Source organism: Limosilactobacillus caviae (assembly GCF_014635905.1).
In the GTDB taxonomy this organism is placed as follows: domain Bacteria; phylum Bacillota; class Bacilli; order Lactobacillales; family Lactobacillaceae; genus Limosilactobacillus; species Limosilactobacillus caviae.
In genome coordinates this window covers 1-26451 of record NZ_BMDS01000005.1, presented here as the reverse complement: position 1 = coordinate 26451, position 26451 = coordinate 1, and the positions used below count along the sequence as shown (strand labels likewise).

The window sequence follows — 26451 nt, the reverse complement described above, 5'->3', positions numbered from 1 at the left end:
GCCGTCCTCTTTATTGTTATTGAAAAAGGCTGCGAAAAATTTTTCACAGTCTTTCTTTAAAATATATACGTATTTTATTTTAATTTGCACTTTGTTTTTTAGTGTTTTTAAGCATGAACGCTAACACTAGCCCAACTAATTCGGTAATAACCATTCCAATAAATACCAAGTGGTAACCATAAAGAGAGGCAATTTGCGCTGAATTTCCCTGCTGGAGTGCATTAGTAGTTGTAACAGTTAAGATAAGTGTTGAGATCGTAACACCAGCTGACCCAAGCACTTGGCGAACAGTGGTAATTACCGCCGTTCCATGGGGGACTAATTTATCCGGCAGGGCATTGGCACCGAGCGTAACAGCTGGCATCATAACGAATGCATTGCCACCCTCAATAACCATTGCACACAAAATCATTCCTGCTAAACTAAGGTGATTAAGAACCAATAACCCAGCTGTCCACCCAATAATAATCATAAACATTCCTACAAGCATTGTCGGCTTAAAACCAATCTTATCCGCTAATTTTCCAGATAACGGATTCAAAATACTAAGGAAAACTGCTCCCGGTACTAATGACATTCCCGAAACAAAGGGGCTTACTTTCAAAACCCCTTGATAATATAGCGGAAAAATGATTGTAGTAACAATGAGGGCAATATATGAAATTGATGTTAAAAGAATTGCCAAATCATAATTAAATGTCTTTAACACCCGCAATTCCAACAATGGATGCTCAAGATGAAATTGACGAATGCAGAACCAAATAATAGCAATGAGACTTACAATAAATATTACTGCATTTGTTCCCCATGCCGGATTCTTTTTTCCAGTTTGGTCAACGACATACATAATGCCAATTAACCCAACCAGCAGAATTACTGATAGCCAGTCAAGATTTGTTTCATGACGTTCCATTACATCCTGAATTAGTCCGCTGGCTGCCATCAAAATAATTATGGAAATAACAAGCATAAACAGGATAAAAAGACTTTTCCAGCTAAAAAACTTTAAAACAATTCCTGAGACAATTGGTCCACAAGCTAAGGCAGAACCCATTACTAAACCAGCAATCCCCATCGTGGTTCCCCGCTGTTCTTTAGGAGTAATCTCTAGTAAAACTGTCTGGTAAGATGGGAACAATACCCCTACAGCAAAAGCTTCCATTGCTCGACCAACCATCATAAACCAGAAGCCATTGATTCCCCATGCAGCAGGCGTCAAAACAATCATTAATGAGCCAATATCGAATAAGGCCAAGGCACCAATGAACATGGTTTTAAAGCTCATATTATTCAACATCCATGGACTTATCGGCATACTGACACACATTACCAGCATAAATCCAGTCGTTAGCCATTGAACAGTCGACGCAGAAATACCGAATGCATTCATTAACGTTGGATAAGCTGTCGATAATGACGATTGACTAATCGACATCGTAAATGTACCAACTAATAAAGTAAAAATAAACCAAAAACGACTATATGTTTTCCCGTTTTGGGTCATATTTTGATCCATCATTACACTCTCCCTCTTTAGAATTATTATTATCTAACAGTTATCTATTATATGTTTTGAATTAGTGAATGTAAATGTTATAATTACATTAGATTATAATAGTTTTAAGAAAGGAGACGACATTATGGCAGAAGCAGAGTTTGATCGTGCCCTTGATCACTTACGGGAAAATAAGGTCCGCCTTACACCACAACGAAAAATAATCCTTAACTACTTAATCAATCACCATACTCATCCCAGTGTCGAAATGATCTATGACGACCTTAAGGATAGCGTTGACAATATTAGTATGGCGACCGTATATAATACACTTAAGCTTTTAGTTGATTACAATCTTGTTATTGAACTAAAAAATGGTGATGGAAGTACCCATTTTGATTATTTCGGCCATCCTCATTATCATGTCGTCTGCGATAACTGCGGTAAAATTTCTGATGTTTTTGATAGTCACTTTACAGAAATTACTAAAGACCTAACAGTTATGACTCGAGAAAAAACTGGTTACTTAGTTACAGGAAATAATATTGAAGTTCATGGCTTATGTCCTGATTGTCAGCGTAAATTACATTTAAATCGATAGCAAAAGTGTGTGGTTGAGAGAAATTTATATTTTCTCCTAGCCACACACTTTTAAATTACTCTTTCTTTTGGGTAAATGAAGCAACTGTAAGGATGGCAAACCAACCCAAAGTTAATAACAAAGCAATTAACGTCTGCTTTTCCATACATAGCACACCCAAAACCACCAAAAGAAAAATCAAAATAACATAGTCAGTAAATGGTGCGCCCGGCATCTTAAAAGTGCGTTTATCCGAATGCTGCCGAATATACCTAATATGCGCAAGAATTATTGCACCCCAAATAAATAGAAAACTTGTTGTCGCAATACTTGATACGAACGTAAAGACACCCTCTGGCATTACCAAATTCAAAATTGCAGCGATTCCAATAACGACAGCTGAAATAAGTATTGCTGTTGCTGGCACTGATCGTTTTGATAATCTTCCAATTTTCCGAATCTCTGGACGATGAGCCGTCGACGTTAATTCCGCAAGCATTCGCCCAGTCGTATATAAGGAACTATTACATGCAGATGCCGCCGCGGTAATTACAACAAAATTGACAATACTTGCCGCACCAGGTAGCCCGATGTCACGAAAAACAAGGACAAAGGGACTATTATTTGGCGAGAGCTTGCTCCAAGGATATATACACATAATCACCGCAAGTGCCCCAATGTAAAAAAGCATAATTCTTACTGGAATGCCGTTAATCGCCTTAGGAATAACAATTTTAGGCTTTTCTGCCTCAGCTGCTGTAACTCCAACCATCTCAATACCGACAAAAGCGAATACTACCATCTGAAACGAAAGCATAAATCCTTTGGTTCCCGTTGCAAAAAATCCGCCGTTATTAATAAGATTAGCAGGAGTTGCCACATAACCGCTTGCAGAATGAAAATGAACGCCGACAAGGATTGCCCCAATGACAATCAAAATAATAATTGCCAAAATTTTAATTAAAGCAAACCAAAATTCAAGTTCACCAAATGTGCTAACAGTCATCAAATTCAAGCCCAGTAGTATTACTAGCGTCACTAATCCTGGCACCCATTGCGGTACTGTCGGAAACCATAGCTGAAAATATAAGCCAATTGCCGTTATTTCTGCCATTGCTAAAGCGAGCCAGCATACCCAATAAGCCCAGCCCATTACAAAGCTGACACGATTCCCCAGATAATCACGAATTGCGTCCATAAACGAATGATACTTCAAGTCAGACAAAAGCAGCTCACCAAGGGCCCTCATAATCCCGAAGCAAATAATTCCTGTAATCAAATAAGCAAGCAGGATTGCCGGGCCCGCTGCCCGAATTGCCTTACCTGAGCCAAGAAATAGACCCGTTCCAATAGTTCCGCCAAGGGCCATCAGTTGAATATGCCGACTCTTTAATTTACGCGTAAATTGTTGTTCTGCCATTATACCCTCTCTTTTCTAATAGTTGAGGATTTATTAATACTAGCGTGCTCTACTAGTCATCCATTAAAAAATCAACTATGATAGATATCATTGAAAACTTATTGTATAACTTTTTCTAATAAGGAGAAATAGTATTGCGAGCATTAGTTCATTGGATTCCATTTTTTATTTACTTTTTTGCAGGAACAACACTTATTACCCATAACCATCTTTGGGTACGATTTTCACATACTGGACAGCATATTACGATTGCTACATTATTTGTTTACTTAACGGCAATTGACTGGCTATGCCTTACCCCGTCAATGTTTAATTTTGCTTCCGCCAACAAGTTAATGTTTTACTTTCACGGGGTTCCCTTTAACGTTATTCCGCTACAGGGACTTAGCCAGGAATTTTTCTTAAATATTATTATGACGATTCCGCTAGGTGTATATCTTTACCTAATCAACCACCGAATGCCCCTAGCGCGTGCAATTATTTATGGTTTCCTTTTCAGCCTATTCATTGAGACAAACCAATTTATTTGTGACCTTATTTTTCACATTGGTCGCGTGGCTGATATTGATGATTTGATTAGCAATACGTTAGGAACTACAATTGGTTTTGCGGTAATGATCATGCTTGATCAGACGATTTTCCATCATGCCATCAAACAATTTATGCTGGTAGGCGGAAAATCTGATAAACTGAATAACTGAGGTGGTAGAAGATGATTACAAATGAACAAAGAGCACATGATATTGCGCTTGCTTTGCTACAATCACGGGCAAAAGATCTAAAGCCAATTGAGGCATATCATGAATACGTTAATTCATTATTGCCGATTTTAAAAGAGATTGATAAGGATTTCCCAAATGGAATCAAAGAACATCTTTAATTTCCCGGGAAATTAACAAAATGGGAGTTATGGAAAAGGATCGCTTTTCTATAGCTCCCATTTATGCTTGTTATTTAGGCCATAAGCTAAGATTCCTTAATTGCCTTAATTCTTGTGTTATCATCTTAAGTGAACTATCATAATTAGTGATCGTGCTTTTTAAGGAGGGTTTTCAATGTTTGAAGACACAAAAAAAGGTTTTGATTGGTTCAGTTTAATTGTTGGAATCCTATTTTTAATTGCTGGGATAGCTTCATTTAATCGTCCTGATAAAACCTTGCATTTCTTAGTAATTGTTGCCGGTGTTGCATTTATTTTCCGTGGTATTTATGAATTATGGTTCCGCCAGCAAATTGGACGGCTATTAGCGGAATCGTCAGGTTGGTTGATTTTCTCTGCAATTTTAGACATTATTTTAGGTATTATTTTCTTATTTCAACCAGACTTCGGTGTTCTTTTCATTGCCATTATTTTTGCAATCTGGTTTATCCTTGATTCAATCACTGAATTGCTCAGCGCTAAATTTTTTAAGGAATTCCATCGGGGATACTACTGGTTTATCATAATCTTGGCAATTGTAAGTCTAGTATTAGGGGTTATTCTATTATTCAGCCCATTAATTTCTGCGATTACAGTTGTTTGGCTAGTTTCAACATTCTTAATTGTTTTCGGAATTATGAAGATTATCCAAGCATTCTAGTAAATAAGAATATATAAAGAGATCAGAAATTTTCACTGGTCTCTTTTTATTTTACGAATATTTTGAATTGGAATTTCCGTTGTATCTTTAAAGACCAGCCGGTGACTCTGCTGATTTATCCGCTTTAATTGCCCACAGTATTCTTCATAAAAACCATCCTTAGCATTAAAGTATTCAATTCTTAACCTTGGCATTCCTTTCTCATTCTCGATTTTTGTTAATTCAGCTTTTATTTGTTGCAATTCATCGGCAGTTAAGTATTTTTTGTGTTGATAGCGTTTCCCTATTTCTGCTAATAATCGATGATATCCTGTTAAAGCGGCAAAGGGAGAGAACTGAGCTGCACGGTCTTCTTGAGTCATTGGCGTATGGGCCTTAGAAACATGACGAGGCCGGTTCATAATATCAAGATATGCAGATGTATCGCTAAATAAACTTTTTTCTATTGTCTCCTTATCTTCCGTCATGCCTGGTGACCCCCAATTTGATTATTTCTTTCTAACAGGGTAGCCCCCTTTTTCAAGTCAGCAGCCCTGATAATAGCATTTTTGCCAAATTCATTTTGTAAGTTAAGGACAAGCTTCTGGAGCTTTGCATCCCTTTGCCGAGTCGCATTAATTTTAAGGCGCCGCTTCTCTTGATTATTTGTATCCGCAAATAAATCTAATTGCTCATTGCAATTTGCTTGATGAGCAGTTACTGGCGAAAGGAGATGATTGGCAATCACAGTAATTTTACGAGCGGTTAGCCGCCGATCAAGTTTTGTATCGCACAATATCATAAATGCACGCATCAATTCAGTTGATGATGAAGTTGGCAGTCGTAAATTAATACTTCCATGCGCGGGCTTCGGACTGGGACGTCCATAGAAGTCATTAACAACGGTTCCTTGATATTCACCACTCAGATTTGAAACATCATAGGCAATTCTTAATGCCACTTGGTCAGTCACTAACTCGTGCTTTGTTAACTGGAGTGCTAGAGAATTAACCATTTCTTGGATAACCAATCGTGTTTCAGAAAAATTATAAGGCCGTGGTAATACCTGACCAGAATAAATACCATGGTCAGATGAATGGTACCCTTTGATGTCTTCGATTGTCGCGGACTCATAGCCCCAGGCATGGTCGATAAGAATTTCAGCATTTTTGCCAAATTCCCGATATAATATCTCCTCGTTCATTGAATCTGATAACTTTCCTAATGAACAGCGGGCAATATCACCCATTGTGTTTAGCCCTAATTTTTTTAGTCGCCGCGCATACCCTGGGCCAACTCGCCAAAAATCAGTAAGCGGCTGGTGCGCCCAAAGATATTTGCGAAATGAATGTTCTGTCATGGAGGCGATTCGGACTCCATCTGCATCCCCTGGAATCCGTTTAGCAACAATATCCATTGCAACCTTAGCCAAAAATAAGTTTGTTCCAATTCCCGCTGTTGCAGTAATTCTTGTCTCGTTCTTTATTGTTTGGATAATTTCTTTTGCTAAAGCTCGAGCTGTCGTATGGTGTTCCCTTAAATAATCCGTTACGTCCATCATCACTTCATCGATCGAGTAAACATGAATCTTTTCAGGTGGTAAATACCGTAAATATATCTCATATATACTGGCACTCTTCTTGAGATAAAAATTCATCCGCGGTTTTGCAATTCGGTAGCCGATCTTTAGTTCTGGAGTTTTTAATAATTCCTGACGATAAATTGAGGTGACTGGAGAAAGACGGTGATATGGCATCTTGTTAGCACGAAGGTTATTTAACTGGCTGACCCGCTGTTCAACTTCATATAATCGCGGCCGTCCCGGAACACCGAACTTTTTCAATGCAGGTGATACAGCCAAACAGATTGTCTTATGCGTCCGTGACTGATCTGCCACAACAAGATTAGCGTTTAAGGGATCTAAACCATATTCTGCACACTCAACTGAGGCATAAAATGATTTTAGATCAATCGCCATATACGTTCGTGTCATCGACATAATCTTCCTCCCCATTCTCATTAAGTACTATTAATTATATCGTCAATCAAACGTATGTTCAAGAATAGCAAAAAAATAAAGAGATCGAAAATTCGGTCTCTTCATTATAACGTTTAATTAATCGATATCAATGCGGTTTTCATCGTCATCTTTTTCATTTAATTTTGGAAGGCTGATAGTTAATACCCCATCATTGTATTGGGCCTTAACATCTTTGCGGTTAACATCTGGCAACCGATATTGACGGCTCATTTGTCCATAGCGACGTTCACTATGTAAAACATTGCCTTCCTTATCGGCATCATCATCGAAAGTATCGCGGTGACCGGTAACAGTCAGAATATTATTAGCATAACTAATATGAATATCCTTCTTATCAAACCCAGGCATATCAATCTTTACGGTATAACCCTTGTCATCCTCTGTAACATCAGTCTTCATGTGGTCAGCAACTGGCGTCAAATTTGAAAAGAAATCATCATTCATCCAATTACGCATGTTCATCAGATTATCAAAAAAGTTATTACGGTTTTGTAATTCATTAGCCATAAAGAATGCTTCCTTCCTGTCTTATGATTCAACTTTTATACTAATCACTTTCCCGTAAAAAGCAAATAATATGCTAGGGTCTAATTCCCAAAAAGAATATAATAAAATTGAAGAAAGGAGTCGTAGAAAATGAAAAAGGTTACAATTAATGATGTTACATTACCAGCAGTCGGTATTGGTACTTGGCATATGGGAGATTCTCTTATAAATCGTTCAACAGAAATTCAAGCAATTCAAGCCGCTATTAATGCAGGTGCAACAGTAATTGATACTGCAGAAATGTATGGTGATGGACGGTCAGAAAATCTCGTTGGTGAAGCAATTAAACCCTACAAACGTGATGGGCTTTTCTTAATCGATAAAGTTCTCCCTTCAAATGCCAGTAAAACAAAGCTTGAGCATAGCCTCGACCAAAGCTTAGCTACTGTTGGAACCGATTATTTTGATCTTTATCTTTTGCATTGGCGTGGCGGAGTACCGTTAGCCGAAACAATTAACGAATTAGAACGGGTTAAAAAAGCAGGTAAAATTAAGGCATGGGGCGTCTCAAATTTTGATGTTGCTGATTTAGAAGAACTTTGGCGGCTAAAAAACGGTAAAGATTGTGCTGCAAATGAAGATCTTTATAATCTTGATAGTCGCGGAATCGAGTTTGACCTTCTCCCATTAATGAAAAAACACCAGCTTCCGTTAATTGCTTATTCTCCCCTTGCGCAAGGCGACCGCTTATCTGGAAAACTAACCAATAACCCCCTACTAAAGGAAATCGCCGCAAAGCATCACGCAACAATTAGCCAAATTATGTTAGCATGGACCTTAAGAATCGGAAATGTCTTAGCAATTCCAAAAAGCAGCAGTCCAAAACACGCTGAAGAAAATGTGGCAGCTGGCAGTATTGAGCTGAGTGATGATGAGTTGCTGGCACTTCAAAAAGAGTTCCCATCACCAACAAAAAAAGAACCATTAGCAGTAATCTAATACCTTAAAGTTGCTTATATAAAATTGTCCCCCAATTGCTAGACACTCACCTAACAATTGGAGGACATTTATTTTTAATTAATTTTCTTGGTTTGCCTGTACTGGATGATATCGGTGAAGACGTTGTGACCCAACATCAATCTCATCTGGATTACCTTCTCGACCAGGCTTCATTTCAACAACACCGAGTTTAATTGCACCAACTGGACATACTAATGCACAAAGCTGGCAGCCAACACACTTACTCTTATCGAAGACCGGTAGCCGTTTGTCGTCATCCCAAGTTAAGGCTTGGTGAGCACCATCTTGGCAAGATACAAAACATCTACCACAACCAATACATTTATCCCAGTCGATCTTAGGATAAACTTTGTAATTACGATCGAGTTGATTAGTTGGAACGATATTCTTATTTGCTAGACCAACAAGATCTTGCAAGTGGTCAACATGCTGTTCTTCCATGTAATGCATTAAACCGTTAGTCAAGTCATCGATAATCCGATACCCATATTGCATAATTGCAGTAGTAACTTGAAGAGTCGTTGCCCCAAGCAAGATAAACTCAGCAGCATCTTCCCAAGTTTCAATTCCACCGATACCTGAAATTGGCAATTGTTCAAGTCCGGATGCTGAACGTAACTGTTGTAAGAAACGTAAGGCAATTGGCTTAACTGCTTTACCAGAAAGGCCTGATACCGATGATTTACCATCAATATTTGGTAAGCCGACCTTCTTTTTAAGATCAACGTCAGTAATTGACTTCACCGTGTTAATTGACGAGAATCCATCAGCGCCACCTTCAAGGCAGGCTTTAACAACTGGAACCATTGTTGTAATATTCGGCGTCATCTTGGCAAGAACTGGTAAACTAGTCCCGCGTTTTACTGCCTCACAATTTGACTTACATAATTCAGGATTAGTACCAACATCAGACCCCATTGTGTGCGAAGTCATTTGCGGACATGAGAAGTTAAGCTCAATCATATCTGCACCTGCTTCAGTTACTAGCTTAGCAAGGTTAGTCCAGTCTTCTGGCGTTTCACCCATGATTGAAGCAATCAAGACCTTGTTAGGATATTCTTCTTTTAACCGGCGCATATCTGCTAAATCTTGGTCCAACGGGTGTTCTGACAATTGTTCCATGTTCTTGAAGGCAACAAACGGGGTGTCTTCCTTAGTTAATTCATCAAACCGTGGAGATACTTCATCAATCTTAAAGTGTGTTGGTGAAAGTGTCTTGTAAACAATTCCGCCCCAGCCAGCATCGTAAGCATTTTTACACATCTCATAACAGTTGCCAACCGGTGAAGATGACAAGCAGAATGGATTTTCAAAATGAACTCCTAAAAAGTCAACTGATAAATCTTTTTTAATCATTTTCTTGTCCTCCTAACAACCGATCAATCTCTTCGGCAACTTCTTTACCTTTTTGGACAGCAACAACAACGGTCTTGTCACCTTCGACAATATCACCAGTTGCAAATACTTTAGGGTCTTTTGTCCGGTAACGTGCTTCCCTAAATGGAATTTCGTTATGTTGCAAATCAATGTTTAAGCCCGTGGCATCAGCTTTTTGACCAACCGCAAGAATAATCTTATCAGCGGTGATGGTTATTTCACTATCAATTTTACGATGCGTAAAGGTTGCCCGATTTTGATGAACTTCCTTTGGAACATAACCGTCAATAATCGTTACTCCAGCGGCCTGAGCTCCTGCTAATTCTTTCTTGGAAGCCTTAAATTCGCTAAATTGTTCGTAAACAACGTCAGTAACGTATGGTACATCAAGCTTCTTTAGGGTAGTTACAACATCCATTGCAACATCCCCACCACCAATAACTAAAACGTTTTTTGGCAAGTCATCAAGCTTTCCCTTATTTTCCTTTGCCCGGGCAAGGAATGAAATAGCAGATTCTGTACAAATGTTATGCTCAAACATTGGGAGCATTTTGGCCTTGCTAGTTCCAATAGCGACGATAACAGCATCATGATTATTCTTTAGCTGATCAATTGAAATATCCTCACCAACAGTCGTGTTATAAATAATATGTGCTCCTAAATCAACAATCCGTTGAACTTCATAGTCCACAATTTCTTCAGGCAAACGGTATTCTGGAATCCCATAAGTAAGGTATCCACCGGCCTTGGCATTCTTTTCATAAATATCCACAGCATATCCCTTTTCCAAAAGGGTAGTTGCTGCTTGAAGGGCAGATGGACCGCTTCCGATAATCGCAATACTCATCCCATTTGGCTTTCCTGCCTTAAGGATCTTCATGTTAAGTTTCCGTTCCATGTCAGTAACATACCGTTGAATCCCGGAAATATCAATTGGCCCGTCAATCTTTGCCCGTGTACAAGCTTTTTCACAATATCGTTCAGTAGGACAAACGCGGGCACAGATCGAACCCAATGCATTGTTTTCACGAATAGTTTCTGCAGCACCTTTTACATTGCGGAAACGAACGCTGCGAATAAATTTTGCTGGGTTAGTATGCGCTGGACATGCTTGAGAACATGGCGCATCGTGACATAGCAAACAACGGGCTGCTTCTTGCATTACCGTTGTCATTGTGTAACCTTTAGACTCTGTTTCATACTTTGAAGTCATTAGACACCCTCCTCTAAGTTAAGCTTTTTTCACACTTTTGTGATAAACGTAACTTTCTATATATAAATAATACAATTTAAACGGTTTCATCATAATTAGGCAATCCCCTACTTCAAAGCGACCTTTTATTATCATTCTTCATATTTCTATATATAAAATATGAATATTTTTATTAGCGATAAAGAACCGCATTTGTATTTAAAAGCACAATCTAAATAATATCATTTAAAGATAAGCTGGCATGAAATAGTAGTTAAAAAAGGTTATATACTAAATGAATAATCCTACTTTCTAATCAAAAAATCTCCATTACGCGGTTAACCGAATAATGGAGATCTTTACATGTATGTTTGAAATTTTGTTGATTATCTATTTGTTAAATTTATTTTAGTACCAACCATGTGATTGCCAGAATGATTGAGCAGCACTCCATGAACCATAACGGCTTGTTACATATTGGTCAGCTACACGTTCTTGGTTTGCTTCTGAGTAGTCACCATTTAAGTATGATGCTGATAATTGGTACTTACCAATATATTGACCGTTTCGTGCAGAGTAACTGCCACCTGATTCACGTGCGGCAATCCATGCTTTAGCAGCTGCATCGCTTCCAGCTACATTAGAGCTGTAGTTAGTTGATGATGCTGATGCTTGGTTAGTAGTAACAGGTTGTTGTACAGTTTGTGTTTGAGCAGCCTGTACTTGTTGTTGAGCAACTGGTGCTTCTTGATTTGACTGTACTTGTTGATTTTGTTGTCCTTGATTTTCAGCTTGTGGTGCTACAGTTGCAGCTGGTAATGTAGCAACTTCTTCTTGAGTTGCAGGTGCTACTTCACCATCGTCTTTAATTACTAATTGTTGACCAACGTAAATCAAGTTCTTGTCAGCAATATTGTTGTGACTTGCTAAAGTGTCTACAAAAGTTAGATCGTGACCTAATTTGTAAGAAATCCCAGAAAGGGTGTCACCTGCTTGTACCGTGTAAATACTGTCGGCATTTGCAGTTGTTGCAGTAGCAACTGTACCCAATGCAACTGCACCAGTAATCGCTGCTGTAATCTTGGCTACTTTCTTAGATAACTTCATTATAAATTCAATCCATCCTTTTCTCTTAATTAATCAAATAACTCATTTCAACGATATCTACTATACAGGATTAGCGTTACGGGCGGGTTACCAGCGCTTATCAATTTTCGTTACTTATGTAATTTTTTGTAACAAATGTTCGCCCGTTTCACTAACACCTCAAAATCATTGTTATACCAAGCTTCTTTTACTATTGACAGCTACCTGCTTAGGAGAAAAGTATTTTTTAATTTCATAATTTTTTTACGATTTTAGCTTGACGACAAAAAAATCACCCCGTAACAAGGTGTTTGTTACAGGGCGATGACAATATTGTATTAATCGTAATGTTAGTTGTTCATTAAAACATCAAGTAATTCTTGAGCGGATTCCTTAAGAGCATCCTTTGACTTGTCATTACCAAGGTGGGTAAAGATTTCACCAACGTAAACATCCTTATCAAAGAGCTTAGTAAAGACCTTATCAATAATTGGCTTAGTTAATTCTGGTTCCTGGACTGGACCAAATGGGTTAGCAAAGAATGTCTTACTCATGCCAACTTCATCGGTAGTTCCCAATGCCTTCCGCTGACCCGCAATGAATACCTTTTCAGCTTCTTCCTTAGTATCAAAGCGGTGAATCCCGACTTCATCACTATAGTTATTAGCATATAGCCACATATCGATATGGTGATGCTTAATAACATTTTGGTAAGTATCTGCAGGGATAATTACCCGTGCGTTCTTTTGCTCAGGGTTAAGGTAGACACCACGGTCCATGTTGTTAAATGCAACCGCGCTGCTTAAATCATCAAGACGGACAAAAGCACCGGTTTCAGTTCCTTGAGCATATACGCCAGGTTCACCATCAGTCAAGGTAAAGCTTCCCATGTCATCAAAGATTGTTTCCATGCTAACGATCTTATCATCAGCTAATTCTTGTAATGCTTCAATTGATTCTGACTTACCGGCTCCAGAATCACCGAAGAAGACCACGTTCTTTTCCTTACCGTTAGTAAACTTAATCTTCAGCATTGAACCATGGATTGGTAGACGGCCATTGTAGATTTGGTGAAGGTTATGCAATGTTAAGCACATCTTCTTCATATAGCCAAAGTAAGTCGTCTTATCCGTATATGGTACTTCACCAATCCACATATTATTCTTTTCGTCACGGTAGTAGTGAGAAACCATGCCTTCAGTCTTTTCCAAACCAAAGAGGAGAATCATGTCAGGCTTTTGACCTTCAACTTCATCTGGAGAAGCTAATTCAAAGAGGTTAGAAAGAGCAATTCCATTTACTAAATAATCAACATTAAAGTAAATAAATGCCAAGCTTTCCCCAATCTTAGCAGGATAGCAATACCACTTGCCACGTTGACCATGGAAACGTTTGATTGGGTTTTCTTCAACTTCTGAAAATACCCCTTCCCGCTTATTACTCTTAGTGTGCATCATCATTGGCGGACGAAGCATCACAGTATTAATGAAGTCAATATCTTGTAATTCATCATAGCCTTCTGGAATCTTCCAGTTATGTTGTTGAACTAGGACGGTCGCATTAGTAGCCGCATTAACCTGCCGATATGTCCGGTTTTCAAAACCTTGGAGCTTTTCTTCAAGAATCCGGTATGCTTTCCGAACTAAGTCGTTAAACTGGGTATCGATCGTCCGAAACTCATTACCTAAAATCTTGTTATCGTTAAAGTTAATTACCGATACTCGTAAAAATGACCGGTAGTATGAATATAATTCTTCAACGCTTTCAAGAATGTCTTTAGGATCATATTCATCAAAAGCACTATCATCATTAAATAGAACTTTCTTTAAGATATCGATGAACTTGTTAGCACTAGCATTATCAAAAGCATCGTCGTCATGATCAGGGTTCCGAGATGCAAGGTAAAGCTTAACAATCGCTTTTAATTCATCACTGTTGATTAATGTTGGGATATCAGTGAAGTAGTTTTGACTATAATTTAATGTTGCTACCCCGCGATCAGGATTTACATATAATGACTTTGTATCAATAATCTGACTCTCTTTTGACATGGATCTCATCCTTTCATCATTCGAATAATTCTATTATAGTATACTTTTTAAGATTTGAATGAAAATAATATTAACTTTTTTTCATTTATACAAAAAAGGTGAGATACGCATCCCTTTTCGAGACGATATCCCACCGTGAAAACTAGTTATTAAATTTTAGTACCAACCATGTGATTGCCAGAATGATTGAGCAGCACTCCATGAACCATAACGGCTTGTTACATATTGGTCAGCTACACGTTCCTGGTTTGCTTCTGAGTAGTCACCATTTAAGTATGATGCTGATAATTGGTATTTACCAACATATTGACCATTACGGGCACCGTAATTACCACCAGATTCGCGGGCCGCAATCCAAGCCTTAGCTGAGGCGTCGTTGCCACTAACATTTGAGCTGTAATTAGCACTAGCAGCCTGTGATTGTACTGGTGCACTGTAGCTTTGTTGAGCCGTAGTTGAAACAGCTGATTGTTGTGGAGCTACGGATTGAACCGGTGCTTGAGATTGCACTGGCGTCTGTGATTGAACAGGAGCAGCTGGTGATTGTACTTGATTAGCAGCTACAGGAGCTTGACTAGGCTGTTGACTTTCAACACTAGCAGATGCTGGAGCTTGAGATGCTTCAGGTAATGTTGCTGCTTGTTGCGGAGTTGCTTGAGCTACTTCGCCATCATCTTTAATTACTAACTTTTGGCCAACATAAATTAAGTTCTTGTTAGCGATTTGATTAGTTGAAGCTAATGAATCAACATAAGTTAAGTCATGACCTAACTTATAGGAAATACTTGATAAGGTATCACCACTTTGCACCGTGTAAACAGAATCAGCATTAGCAGTAGTTGCAGTAGCGAATGTTCCCAAAGCAACGGCACCTGCTACGGCAGCAGTGATCTTCGCGATGTTCTTAGTTAACTTCATAAAGAAAAATCCCATCCTTTTCATAAAATTCTTTTATTAATTAATTATTTGTTAGTTTAATTTAGTTATGATTTGTTGAGTTCTCATATCTCTCAACACCTATTACTATACTCCCGCAAAATTACATGCGGGTTACCCCTAAATATCAATTCAATTGATTTTCGTAATACTCTGTAATAAAAAATTTAATACCATGTCAAGCAAATTATCCTCACACACGTCCTGATAGTGAGTTAGGATTGGCTAACTTTTCACCAAAATTTACCAAAAACTGTAACATTATAAAAAATAAGCCACTGAAATTTTCTAAAAAAAGAAATTTTAGCGGCTTATTTTCTGTTAATAATGAATTCTTGTAACATTGCTGTAACTAATCTTAGCTTTATTTAGCTGTCATTACGCGGTTTAACCAGCTATCCTTATTAGCTAATTCTTTCAATTGATATATATCTTCACTAATTGCAAGTGGCTCCCCTGCTTTTACTTTAAACGGCGCTCCCACAATTGTTTTTTCGTTTCGATACTGGGTAAGAGTCGCAGAAGTTCCTTGACCAAAGCCATCAACCAGCGCAATTAAACGTTGACCCCCTGTTAAGGCAATCGTCGTATTCCACTGGCTTTTTTGACCATCAAGAAAACTATAAAGGTCAACAGTTGCTGCGCCGTGTGCCTGACTCGCAACCTCAAAATTAAGCGTTGAGCCATGTGCCTGATATGCATGAATTGCACGGTAAACGTTTTTGCTGGTCGATTGGTTTGCCTGGCGATACGTAACATGTGCATTAGCTCCGACTAAGATTTCAGTTGCTTCATATGATGGTAATAAGGTACTATTGATCATTCTCTCTTCAATAACCGCATTAACGCCGGCACTTATGATTATGACATTATGAGAATCAGTGGATTTAAGGTGTGGACTAAACACCACTGGCTTTTCTGTCTCTCCTTGTGAGTGCAGGTACATGAACTGCCCACTATCAATATTAGCTAGGTGGTTGGCGTTTAATTGATTATCTTGCCAAAAAACAGCCTTTTCCATCAAATTCTCTTGTAATAATGCCGTAAGATATTTTTTATTAATGAAGAGATAGTTATTGTCTAAAGGTTCTCGATCTTGTCTGGACGCCTGCTTGTTCCAAATGTCTTGATGTGGGAAAGATGGAAAACGTGACTGTAGCAGAACAGCTAATTGTCTTTTCTTTGTTAACCATGCAGGCTCAATTTGCCATATTTTTTCCAATTTAATTACTCCTAGTGAACTAGCTTGTCCCAGATGACAACTTTTCCTTGCTGCAAAGATTTTGGAACATCAATAATTCGCTGGTTGGAACTTCCTCTGAATTGGAGGGTAAGGTCTTTTTTGGCGAGAAGAAAACGACCATCAACTAAAATGTCTAAATAATGGAGTAATTCCAGTTTATCATCGGACTCCTTCATTAATTCTTCCCAAGTATAACCAGACCACGACCAAATGTCTTTTTCGTGGCCAAATTCTTTGCGCACTCGTTTGACTAGTTTAAGACAAACCTGGGTATTTAAGAATGGTTCTCCGCCTAATAAAGTCAAGCCTTGAACATAACTTTGCGACAGATCGGCAATTATTTGATCTTCTAATTCTTGCGTATAAGGCTGACCATAGTGGAAATTCTGAGCGGCCTTATTGTAACAGCCAGGACAGTTAAAAAGGCAGCCACTGACATAAAGGCTACAACGGACCCCTTCTCCATCAACAAAATTAAAAGGCTTGTAATCAGCAATATATTGCAAAGAATGGTCCTTTGCTAACCATTCTTTAGGCTGTGGATTACGAGGCAAACGTGTTTCTACCATTATATTTTCCCTCCGATAATAAAAGACCTGGAGTTTTCATTGCAACAGGTCTTTACTTACTAAATTAAATCTGATCTCCAGTAATATGCGCATGAGCTTTAGTATCCATTTGACGGTGCTGTTCAAATTCAGCGGCATTCTTAATCATCCCCGCGTTCATATGCTTAACCCGGTGAATAATTTCTTCATGCCGACCATGGACCATTGGCCGTTGTTGCGGATTTCCCAGATATCCACATGTCCGCTTAACCACATCACAAGTTGCCGGATCATGATTACCGCATTGAGGACACTTAAAGCCACGTGCAGTAGCTTCAAATTCACCTTTGAACCCACACTTAAAACATTGATCGATTGATGTGTTAGTCCCTAAATAACCAACATGATCATATGCCCAATCCCATACTGCCTCTAGTGCTTTAGGATTTTGCCGTAAGTTGGGATATTCGCAATAATGAATAAAACCGCCAGCAGCATACTTCGGAAAGTCTTCTTCAAACGTCAACTTCTCAAATGGTGTTGGATGTTTACGAACATCATAATGAAAACTATTCGTATAGTATTCCTTATCCGTTACGTCTTCAATCCGACCAAACTTCTTTAAGTCGTCCTGACAGAAAGTATCAGTCAGAGACTCTGCAGGAGTGGAATAGAGGCTAAAGTGATATCCTTCTTCTGCTTCCCATTGAGCACAAAGGTCATGCATAGCTTTGGTAATTGCAACCGCAAAATCATGCGCCTCTTTATTATGTTCCCAGTTCGACCCGTAGAAAGTCGTGCATACTTCATATAATCCAATATAGCCAAGAGAAACGGTGGCCCGGCTATTCTTGAAGACCTCATCGACGCTATCGGTTTTCTTTAACCGTTTGCCAAACGCGCCATACATATAAAGAAGCGGTGCATTTTCTGGCTTAGCCTCCTTAGTCCGTTTAATCCGATAATCAAGGGCAATCTTACAAATGTTCATCTTCTCCTGGAAAATTTCCCAGAATAATTGCTTATCTCCATGAGCTTCTAATGCAATTCGAGGAAGGTTAACAGTGACAACACCTAGGTTCATCCGACCAGAATTTACTTCTTTCCCTGTTTCAGGATCCGTCCACCCCTGCAAAAATGACCGGCAGCCCATTGGTGTTTTAAAGCTGCCTGTAAGTTCCTTGATCTTATCATACATCAATAGATCAGGGTACATCCGCTTAGTTGAGCATTCTAAGGCTAACTGCTTAATATCATAATTAGGATCTTCTGGATTAAGATTTAATCCCCGTTTAACTGTAAAAATTAACTTAGGAAAGATTGCCGTTCGATGCTCCTTTCCTAATCCCTTAATCCGAATCCTTAAAATAGCCTTTTGAATTTCACGTGAGATCCAGCTAGTACCTAAGCCAAAATTAATCGTTGTAAACGGTGTTTGTCCCTGACTGGAATAAAGTGTATTAATCTCATATTCTAAAGCCTGCATCGCATCATAAATATCTTTCTTCGTTTTTTCACGTGCAAATGCCTCCCGTTTTTCTGGGACAATCCATTTTTCAGCATCTTTCATGTGCTTTTCATAGTTTAACTTAGCATAGGGTTCTAGCAACTGGTCAATCCGATTAGCTGAACATCCCCCATATTGTAAGGAGGCAACATTAGCAATAATCTGCGACATTTGCGCAGTCGCAGTTTGAATCGATCGTGGTGAAGATACCCAGGCATTACCAATCTTAAAACCATGCTTAAACATTTCATCAAAGTCGATTAAACAGCAGTTAGTCTCCGGAGTTACCGGTGAATAATCAAGGTCATGCCAGTGAATATCTCCCCGTAAATGAGCCTTTGCAACAATACCAGGAAGCATTCGCAATCCCAGTGCCCGACTTACAACACCGGCTTCAAGGTCACGTTGAGTATTAAAAACATGACTATCCTTGTTGGCATTTTCGTGAACCACACGAGAATTGCGGTCAAATAGCTGTTCTAATTTATTTTGGGGATTTGTCGCTTCCGCAAACGCTTCTTCATCGTGCTTTCGATAATCGCGGTAAATCTTTGCAAGTTCTTCATGATCAGCATTAATTAGTCCTTCAACAAAGAGGTCAGCAATTTTTTCAGTACTAACCGTTGTTTGGTTAATTAATGCTTCTAACAATGTCATATAAACACTTTGCTTTGTTTTTGCGTCCGCATCGAGTGCAGTTAAAATAAGGTTGATCTTATAAGAATAAAATGGCGTAACATTGCCATCGCGTTTGACAACCTGCACACTCGTCAAACTATTAAGATCCTTTTCATTAATTACTTGCACTTTCATTTTAAATTCCCCTCTCGTATTTAACGTTACCTATAATAGCTCAAAATACAACTTATAGAAAGTGTTGACTTTAAAAATACTATATGTTGTGGTCTGATTAAAAGATCAATCACTGGCATAATATTTATTAAATTTCTATTCTGACATAGCACGAATAAAATGAAATTATTAGTTCTGACGCTCTTTTTAGTTTTAGGATTTGAGTTTTAAATTATCTATTTTAAAAATTTCATTATCACTGAATAGAATTGAAGAATAACTATTTCTCTCCAAAAAGTTTCTTTTTTAATCTCACTTAATAATCTTAAGTTAATAGATTAAGATTATTAGTTATTAAAAAAAGAACTTACGAGCCATCTAATCATTTTGTTAGACTAATCCTTGTGTGAATTTTAGACGAAAGAAGGAGTGTTTTCATTTATGGAAAATGCATTACAAGCCCGCCAACAGGTATCACATCCAAAACTTGCGATGGTTAGTATGCTACTTGGCGCTTTTGTAGGAATGTTTAGCGAAACATCATTAAATATCGCTTTGCCAAAACTAATAGCGGTTTTTCAGGTTAGTACCGCAACGATTCAGTGGTTAGTAACTGGCTACATGCTAATTATCGGTATCATTTTACCGTTATCAAGTATTATTACTAAGTGGTTTACTACCCGCCAAGTTATCATATTTGCTTTGGTTGATTTTATTATTGGTGCCTGTATCTCGGCATTAGCCAATAACTTCTCAATTTTATTAATTGGACGAATGATTCAAGGGATTGGAACAGGATTAATTCTGCCATTAATGTTTGCTGTTGCTATGCAGATTTTTCCCCCGAAAGAAATCGGTGCTGTAATGGGAATGTGTGCCCTCGTAATTATGTTTGCGCCTGCAATTGGTCCAACACTAACTGGACTAATTCTCGCCAAGTTGTCCTGGCAGTGGATCTTTTGGTTATTCATCCCGTTCCTATTAGTTGCTTTAATCTTTGCAATTACCTCCCTCGAAAATGTTGGCAAATTAACAAAGCCACATGTTGATGTCCTATCAATCCTCGAGTCTGCGGTTGGATGTTCAGGAATCGTAATCGGAGCAAGCCTTGCAAGCCGGGATGGTTGGTTATCACTTCCTGTCTTAGGATCCTTAATCATTGGAATTATTGTTTTAGGATTATATGCTCATCGACAAGTACATTTAGAAAATCCGATCTTAAATTTACGAATTTTCAAGATTCCAGAATTTGCAATTGGTTCATCATTAGTAATGCTCGATTTTGGAATTATCCTTTCAACGATGTACCTCTTACCAATGTTCTACCAAAACGGTCTCTTGCTGCCAGTAGCATTAACCGGAATCGTCATGCTTCCAGGTGGCGTTATCAATGCTTTAACCTCAGCATTTGCCGGCCGCCTTTACGATAATATCGGTGCTAAAAAACCAGTCATTATTGGTTTTATTATTGCTTTGATTGGGACGGTGATGTTAGCATTTACCACGCCAAGTACTTCAATTGCTTACATGATAGTAGCTCATATCATTTTAATGATCGGTTGTCCCCTTGCTATGTCGCCTTCACAAACCAGTGCTTTAAATGCCTTGTCAGGAATGGAATCGGGTGACGGCAGCACGATTATGAATACCATGCAGCAGGTTATTGGTGCCCTCGCTACTGCTTTGGCTACTAGTTTCTTAGCATTGGGAAGTGTCACAGCAACTGGTTCAACTGCTCTCCGTTTTACTAATGGTTTCCACTATGGAATCTATTTTGCTATTGCACTTATTGTTGTCGCTATTTTATTATCATTTAAAATACACGACCAACGTAGATAATCAAAAGGTCTTTAGTATCGGGCTTGTTCTAGTCCGAATATTAAAGACCTTTTTTCGTGCTATTCTCTAATGATCTTAAATGGCATGTAACGACGGTGATGCCTTAAGTAACGATTCATTAATTGCTGATAAAGTTGCGGATTAACATCAGCTTGGGTACTCATAAAATCAAATTCCTCATTATCTTTTTCAACGGTATAGAAACCGGTCTTAACGAAACCATTCTTTGCGTAAAACCGGTGCCGTCTTATTCGCTGTTCATTATTAGTAGCATGGGTATTAGGACGTTCAGTACTTAATGAAAGTATCTTATCAGCATAACGTTTCTTTGCTTCCGCTAAAGCAGCACTTCCATATCCTTTCCCGTGGTACTGAGGATCAATCGCTAAAAAGAAAATATAAGCTATTCGTTGATCATATACAGTATAGAAAAAGCCAACCCATGTTTGATGGTCATAAATACTACAAAATTCAGCTTTACCAGCCCTTGCCCGCATTTTTAAGAAAGATAACGGTAACCGTTCATTTTGCGGAAAGACTGTATTATAAACCTGTTTAATATTCCTAAAATCTGATGACTTAGTCGATATTTTCTGAATCTCAACCATCTAAAATCCCTCCAATTATAGGTAATAATATCGGAAATAAAAGATAACGGCAATTATTATTATCAAAGGTGTCTGTCAGTGGCTTATGTTATGGTCATGTTATACTTTTATAAGTAGAATCGACATAACTAACAATTACTAGGAAAAACGTGGATTAACTTTGCATATAAGGGTTATAGGTTTGATAAAGTGCTAAATCTATTATTATAAACCGTACGAATTCGTGCACCGGATGCACAAATTCGTACCATTTCAAAGGCTTAACAATTTAAACGAAAAATAGGAGAAAGCCTGATTTAACAAGCTTTCTCCTATTTCATTAGCTTAGCTGACACTTTTGTACGAAAGCAATAATATGCCTCCGGTGGGGGCTAAATTTATTGATATAACAACTTTTAACTAGAATTTGTGTCCCATTTGTGTCCTTTTTCTACTATTATATAGCACTCATATATAATACGAAAAAAATCCCGACCATTGCATATCAATGCAACAATCAGGATTAGTGTTAAATACGAGAGGTCCTTCACCTCTTTATATTTATTCAAATTTTCCAAATGGCTGGTTAGTCTGAGCATCACGGACAGCCATGTAACCATAGCCGTTCTCTCGTGGTTGGCGAATCCAAACATATCCAGCGTGACGACTAAAGGCATCATACTTAATAGTAGAACCAGCTGGTAAAGTTGCAATAATATCTGATGTGATTCTAGCACCATAACGCAGGTTAACTGCAACATCAAGAGTAAACTTACCGTCTTCCTTAAACCAAGTATCTCCTAAATCATCAACAAAAGAAATTTCCTTGAGTTCCTTATGTTCTTCCACCGGTTGAACTGGTGATGGTTCTGGAATAGATACATTATTATTCGGGTTAGCCATCTTTAACCAGCCTTCTTTGGTAGTGTTGACCATGTTACGGTCCATGTCAGAACCAGTGAATTGGTGGACAGTAAATACATCCCAAGGAGCAATGCTAAAACCAGCACCCTGATAATTCCATTTAAGAGGTTGAGAATACTTGTAATAAGCAACCCACAGCGGGCAATCATTTACACAGTTAGCAACTTGCCGAATTTCAGATTGTGATACATAGATCATACACCAAGCACCTGTTAACTCGTGTACACGATTAACAAATTACCGTACATAACCATAATTACCCCAGCTAGAATTCTGATATTCTTCCCAATCAACAGCTAATACTGCCTCACCTACGTAATTCTTAATATTATTAATGAAATAATCTGCTTCTGCAATGGGATTACCACCAGCACAATAGTGATACAGACCTAATAATTTCCCAGCAGCCTTTGCATTAGCATAGTCTGTGTTACAAGCTGGATTGACATAGCCTGTACCTTGCGTTGCCTTAACCATTGTAATATCTGTCTCTGGTAGCGTTGCAAAAGAACGTGGACTTCCAGAAAACACATCAACCATTTTTAGCATTACTTCTTACCTCCTTTATATTTTCCAAGGAAATTGTACTTAGACGGATCATAATCTTCTTGATCCTTAGCCAATTTGGCTTCAAAGAAATCCATGATTGGTTTAGGCAACCACCAACCCATCTCCGTCCAATTCTCAATAATTGAAATTAAATATTGATAAATCCATGCAATTAAAAAAGTAGTAGCCATTGTGCTTGCACCAATCGTAAACAGATATGGATAAGCAATTACTACTACTAAATAAATTACTGTGTGCTTAATCAGTCCTGGTATTCCTACAGAACTATTAGTCTTTCGTGCTGTTTTCTTCGCATAATATGGTTTTACCATACCGGTAACTAAATCCACAATCATAACAATTGTGAATGCCCACATCAGTTTATCATCAATCAGCGTTTGCATTTGATGAAGCATAAATAAATGGTATGGCACGATTATCCCCCGTTTCTATATCAATCTATTCTTCCGTTTCAGTTGCCACTTCGCTAAATGCTTCATCTTCTTGTTTACGGATGTATGTCCGGAATTCATCAGAATCATCACGAACTTGCTTTAAATTCTTTCGATATAGTTCCTGATTATAGATGTAAGTATTAATAGTGGTCTGTGCAGTTAAATCAGTAGCAATTTGAGCATTGAATCGTGCCACTTCCGTTCCGTTGATTGTTGAATGCCCTACTAATGTAATTTGTTTTTCTTTGGTTAAAGCCATAATTATTTACCGCCTTTCTTGTTGTTTTGTTGTTTCAATTGATCTAATTGGGCTTGAAGCTGGTTATTCTCATTTTCTAATTGTGTAGCCTTAGCTTCCCATGATGCAGCTGTATAGTTAGCTACCATAAGTTTCTGATTAAGACTATTTGCAACTAAGTTCATATCAATATTATTTTGATTGTTCATTTAATTTTTCCTCCAATTTTTCTACTTTATCTTTTAATTTCTTAATTACTGGAATTAATGCCGGTGCAATTCGTTCATATTGGATACCTTCAATTTCACCATCAACATTACGAGAAACCAGTAAGTCTAATCCTGCATCAGCCAAGTCTTCGGCAATCATACCAAAATATTTATTTGGTTTAATATGCCGTTTGCCAGCTTCATACCGCTCTTTTTGTCCCTTATCAATCCAAGTTGCTACAGGCAAATTTAAAAGCCGTTCCCCATAATCGGTAGAATGGCTTCGCTTAATATTTGTCTTATATTTAGAAGCTGATGTTGAACGGACTAAGGCTCCATCGTTAGCAACAAATAGATTAGGAGCATCACCAGTAGTATGACGATATGCAGATATTATATGAACAAAATCTCCGTCCATTACAATCCGATTACCACTTTCTCCGGTTATATTTGAGCCTACCCAAATATGTGCACGGTTCTTAAAGCCCATTGATCCAGTTTCAAATTGAGATCCACCAACAACAGATGTTACATTAGCACCATTGATAGTCGTACTACCACTACTATCAACTTCCACAGCAGCTCCAGTTGAAGTACTATCGATGATTGAACCATTAGCAAAGCCACCATTGTAATTTGACGTTTCTAACGATACCCCATTTTTAGAATACATTTGAATACCGGTTGAACCGTTTTTCCATCCAAATGGAGATCGGCGTATTCCTCCAAAAGCTGGATTATTAAACCAACCATTAATTGGCCCATCATTCAAGAACATTTCGCCATTGCTATAATAAACACCAGCTCCATTCATGTCAGTTACACTCATAATTCCAGTATCAACATTAATATTTAACGTTCCTAAAGTTGATGTGATTTTTCCATGTTGAAATAGAATTTCACCGGTATTTAAATTAATCTTCAAATTCTGACCATTAATTGTCCCAGTAGTAATATTATTCGCATTCAGATTAATAATATTTACATTCGCCGCATTCAACGTTCCTGTGGTAATCTTATCCGCATTTAGTGAAGTAATCGCTGCACTAGGAATAAATGCATTACCCGAAAATACCGTTGAAGAAGCGTCCATGTAGATTTTATCGTTTTGAATTAAGGTTGTGCCGGCGGACATGTTGATTTGGGCCATGATATTACCACCAGTTACTGTCCGCTGCCAAGCAGTCCATCTATCACCAACCAACAGTCGTGTATAAGCTTGATTTTCATCATTATCCCTTTGCCAAGTTTGTTTAACCCTTTTTACATCTGGATATGCAACTACTTGAAGATATGCCCATGCTGAACTATCGGGAGTGTTAGTACTGGGCGTAGATTGAACCCAATAATTACCAGTTGTTCTGTAATTATTAGCATCAATTGCAGATGTAACTTTTTGCCAGACTGTTTCTTTGCGTAGAGAATTAAGTGACACATTAAAACTGTTAGCTTGCTGAGTGAGCTGTGTTTGCAACCCAGAAATTTTATTAGTAATTTCATTGCGAGTAGTTTGAGTAGTTTGCGTAATCTGATTAGTAAGCGTTCCGTAGTTACCAGAAACAGTAGACTTCAAGCCGTTAATGGTTGCATTGACTTCGGCAAAAGCCTGCTCAGCATCTTCGGGCGCAGGTGACCAATCAGTCATTCTGTTACCAATTTCTATTTTTGCGTGACTTACTTTTCCAGAACCATTAATGCTGACATACCCATTTTGACCGTTGTTATTAACGGTAAATGTAACTCCAGCTGGTAATGTATATTGTGTTGAAATTCGTTCCTTGCCACTAAGAATTGTCGGATTCTTCCAAGCTCCGAGCCAATAGCTATGTCCATCGCTTCCAGTAACAGACGCCTCAAATCCTAATCGGTTTTGTTTGCTATTATCATGTGCATATCCTGACCATTCAACATCACATGAGACAGTTATCGTCTTACCCGCTAGTTCGTTTAATACTTCATTAGGAATTGCTCCTAAATCTTGTGCCCAACCAGTAATGGATTTATCAGAATTTCTTAAGTAATTGCGTCCACCAATCTGAATAGCACCGATCTTAGCATTCAGACCATCAGCAGTCGTAGTTACCTGGTTCTGGACGCCATTAATTTTATTAGTCAAATCAGTACGAACAGTGGATGAACTTTGACTAATCCGTGATTGCAAGTCTCCATAATTGCTCCCAACTGTTGAACGCAATCCCTCTAATGATTGTGATAATTCCGAAAAAGCTGATTGAGTTGCTAAATCGGCGGGATTAGGCGAGTAAGGTGTAGCAACGGAACCATACTCCAGTTTTAGATTAGATATATCTATTTTCCC

The 26451-nt window shown here is 38.3% G+C and carries 25 protein-coding genes and 1 pseudogene; 6 read left to right on the top strand and 20 right to left on the bottom strand.

From position 1 onward, the window contains the following. Positions 1-79 precede the first annotated feature (79 nt). Positions 80-1516: an MFS transporter gene (locus IEU90_RS07405; protein ID WP_153710428.1), complete on the bottom strand. Its 1437-nt coding sequence runs from the start codon at positions 1514-1516 to the stop codon at positions 80-82. Between the two features lie 124 nt (positions 1517-1640). On the opposite strand from IEU90_RS07405, the gene IEU90_RS07400 reads away from it, so the two are divergent. Next, positions 1641-2096, top strand: a complete 456-nt coding sequence (locus IEU90_RS07400; RefSeq protein ID WP_153710404.1) for a Fur family transcriptional regulator — start codon at positions 1641-1643, stop codon at positions 2094-2096. A gap of 55 nt (positions 2097-2151) precedes the next feature. Here the strand turns inward: IEU90_RS07400 and IEU90_RS07395 are convergent, their stop codons facing one another. Continuing rightward, positions 2152-3495, bottom strand: a complete 1344-nt coding sequence (locus tag IEU90_RS07395; protein ID WP_153710405.1) for an amino acid permease — start codon at positions 3493-3495, stop codon at positions 2152-2154. Positions 3496-3629: 134 nt separating this feature from the next. Here IEU90_RS07395 and IEU90_RS07390 point away from each other — a divergent pair, with 134 nt between their 5' ends. The 3 genes from IEU90_RS07390 (at position 3630) to IEU90_RS07380 (ending at position 5075) form a co-directional block, all read left to right on the top strand. Next, entirely contained in the window at positions 3630-4196 is a 567-nt protein-coding gene (locus IEU90_RS07390; RefSeq protein ID WP_153710406.1) for a VanZ family protein, read from the top strand. An 11-nt stretch (positions 4197-4207) separates the two neighbouring features. Further along, positions 4208-4375 (top strand): hypothetical protein, encoded by a 168-nt coding sequence (locus IEU90_RS07385; RefSeq protein WP_163705464.1) that lies wholly within the window; start codon positions 4208-4210, stop codon positions 4373-4375. 175 nt (positions 4376-4550) lie between these two features. Continuing rightward, complete coding sequence (locus tag IEU90_RS07380) at positions 4551-5075, top strand: HdeD family acid-resistance protein (RefSeq protein ID WP_153710407.1); 525 nt, start codon at positions 4551-4553, stop codon at positions 5073-5075. Positions 5076-5107: 32 nt separating this feature from the next. Here the strand turns inward: IEU90_RS07380 and IEU90_RS07375 are convergent, their stop codons facing one another. The 3 genes from IEU90_RS07375 to IEU90_RS07365 all read right to left on the bottom strand — a co-directional run bounded on the left by IEU90_RS07375 (position 5108) and on the right by IEU90_RS07365 (position 7602). Continuing rightward, positions 5108-5542, bottom strand: a complete 435-nt coding sequence (locus tag IEU90_RS07375; RefSeq protein WP_153710408.1) for a hypothetical protein — start codon at positions 5540-5542, stop codon at positions 5108-5110. Next, positions 5539-7053: a Y-family DNA polymerase gene (locus tag IEU90_RS07370; RefSeq protein WP_225431319.1), complete on the bottom strand. Its 1515-nt coding sequence runs from the start codon at positions 7051-7053 to the stop codon at positions 5539-5541. The genes IEU90_RS07375 and IEU90_RS07370 overlap by 4 nt, the downstream gene beginning before the upstream one ends. Before the next feature lie 117 nt (positions 7054-7170). After that, a complete protein-coding gene (locus IEU90_RS07365; RefSeq protein ID WP_163705461.1) occupies positions 7171-7602 on the bottom strand; it encodes an Hsp20/alpha crystallin family protein in 432 nt (143 codons plus the stop codon). Between the two features lie 129 nt (positions 7603-7731). On the opposite strand from IEU90_RS07365, the gene IEU90_RS07360 reads away from it, so the two are divergent. Continuing rightward, entirely contained in the window at positions 7732-8580 is an 849-nt protein-coding gene (locus IEU90_RS07360) for an aldo/keto reductase (RefSeq protein WP_153710410.1), read from the top strand. Between the two features lie 78 nt (positions 8581-8658). Here the strand turns inward: IEU90_RS07360 and preA are convergent, their stop codons facing one another. The 8 genes from preA to nrdD all read right to left on the bottom strand — a co-directional run bounded on the left by preA (position 8659) and on the right by nrdD (position 19354). After that, complete coding sequence (gene preA / locus IEU90_RS07355; protein ID WP_153710411.1) at positions 8659-9957, bottom strand: NAD-dependent dihydropyrimidine dehydrogenase subunit PreA; 1299 nt, start codon at positions 9955-9957, stop codon at positions 8659-8661. Beyond that, on the bottom strand, positions 9950-11191 hold the full coding sequence (locus IEU90_RS07350) for an FAD-dependent oxidoreductase (RefSeq protein ID WP_153710412.1): 1242 nt from the start codon (positions 11189-11191) through the stop codon (positions 9950-9952). The genes preA and IEU90_RS07350 overlap by 8 nt, the downstream gene beginning before the upstream one ends. Before the next feature lie 387 nt (positions 11192-11578). Beyond that, entirely contained in the window at positions 11579-12277 is a 699-nt protein-coding gene (gene apf / locus IEU90_RS07345) for an aggregation-promoting factor (RefSeq protein WP_153710413.1), read from the bottom strand. Between the two features lie 329 nt (positions 12278-12606). Continuing rightward, complete coding sequence (locus IEU90_RS07340) at positions 12607-14307, bottom strand: phosphoenolpyruvate carboxykinase (RefSeq protein ID WP_188357934.1); 1701 nt, start codon at positions 14305-14307, stop codon at positions 12607-12609. A 156-nt stretch (positions 14308-14463) separates the two neighbouring features. Continuing rightward, the gene (gene apf, locus IEU90_RS07335; RefSeq protein WP_153710415.1) at positions 14464-15225 is read right to left on the bottom strand and encodes an aggregation-promoting factor; all 762 of its coding nucleotides are present in this window, start codon (positions 15223-15225) and stop codon (positions 14464-14466) included. Between the two features lie 382 nt (positions 15226-15607). Next, on the bottom strand, positions 15608-16465 hold the full coding sequence (locus IEU90_RS07330) for a SufD family Fe-S cluster assembly protein (protein ID WP_153710416.1): 858 nt from the start codon (positions 16463-16465) through the stop codon (positions 15608-15610). Positions 16466-16476: 11 nt separating this feature from the next. Then, on the bottom strand, positions 16477-17055 hold the full coding sequence (gene nrdG / locus IEU90_RS07325) for an anaerobic ribonucleoside-triphosphate reductase activating protein (RefSeq protein WP_153710417.1): 579 nt from the start codon (positions 17053-17055) through the stop codon (positions 16477-16479). A gap of 64 nt (positions 17056-17119) precedes the next feature. Further along, positions 17120-19354 carry an anaerobic ribonucleoside-triphosphate reductase gene (nrdD, locus tag IEU90_RS07320; RefSeq protein WP_153710418.1) on the bottom strand — a complete coding sequence of 745 codons (2235 nt, stop codon included), beginning with the start codon at positions 19352-19354 and terminating at the stop codon, positions 17120-17122. A gap of 420 nt (positions 19355-19774) precedes the next feature. Here nrdD and IEU90_RS07315 point away from each other — a divergent pair, with 420 nt between their 5' ends. After that, positions 19775-21172 (top strand): DHA2 family efflux MFS transporter permease subunit, encoded by a 1398-nt coding sequence (locus IEU90_RS07315; RefSeq protein WP_153710419.1) that lies wholly within the window; start codon positions 19775-19777, stop codon positions 21170-21172. A 59-nt stretch (positions 21173-21231) separates the two neighbouring features. Here IEU90_RS07315 and IEU90_RS07310 read toward each other — a convergent pair whose 3' ends face one another. The 7 genes and pseudogenes from IEU90_RS07310 to IEU90_RS11325 all read right to left on the bottom strand — a co-directional run. Continuing rightward, on the bottom strand, positions 21232-21780 hold the full coding sequence (locus IEU90_RS07310; protein WP_153710420.1) for a GNAT family N-acetyltransferase: 549 nt from the start codon (positions 21778-21780) through the stop codon (positions 21232-21234). Positions 21781-22320: 540 nt separating this feature from the next. Beyond that, complete coding sequence (locus IEU90_RS11335; RefSeq protein ID WP_229723641.1) at positions 22321-22881, bottom strand: SH3 domain-containing protein; 561 nt, start codon at positions 22879-22881, stop codon at positions 22321-22323. 39 nt (positions 22882-22920) lie between these two features. Next, entirely contained in the window at positions 22921-23232 is a 312-nt protein-coding gene (locus IEU90_RS11330; RefSeq protein ID WP_229723639.1) for a GH25 family lysozyme, read from the bottom strand. After that, a complete protein-coding gene (locus tag IEU90_RS07300; protein ID WP_188357933.1) occupies positions 23232-23666 on the bottom strand; it encodes a phage holin family protein in 435 nt (144 codons plus the stop codon). Before IEU90_RS07300 ends, IEU90_RS11330 begins: the two co-directional genes overlap by 1 nt. A gap of 25 nt (positions 23667-23691) precedes the next feature. Next, the gene (locus tag IEU90_RS07295; protein WP_153710422.1) at positions 23692-23946 is read right to left on the bottom strand and encodes a hypothetical protein; all 255 of its coding nucleotides are present in this window, start codon (positions 23944-23946) and stop codon (positions 23692-23694) included. 2 nt (positions 23947-23948) lie between these two features. Further along, positions 23949-24134, bottom strand: a complete 186-nt coding sequence (locus tag IEU90_RS07290) for a hypothetical protein (protein WP_153710423.1) — start codon at positions 24132-24134, stop codon at positions 23949-23951. Continuing rightward, positions 24118-26451, bottom strand: a pseudogene (locus IEU90_RS11325) (pyocin knob domain-containing protein); the annotation flags it as partial. The gene IEU90_RS07290 and the pseudogene IEU90_RS11325, both read right to left, overlap by 17 nt.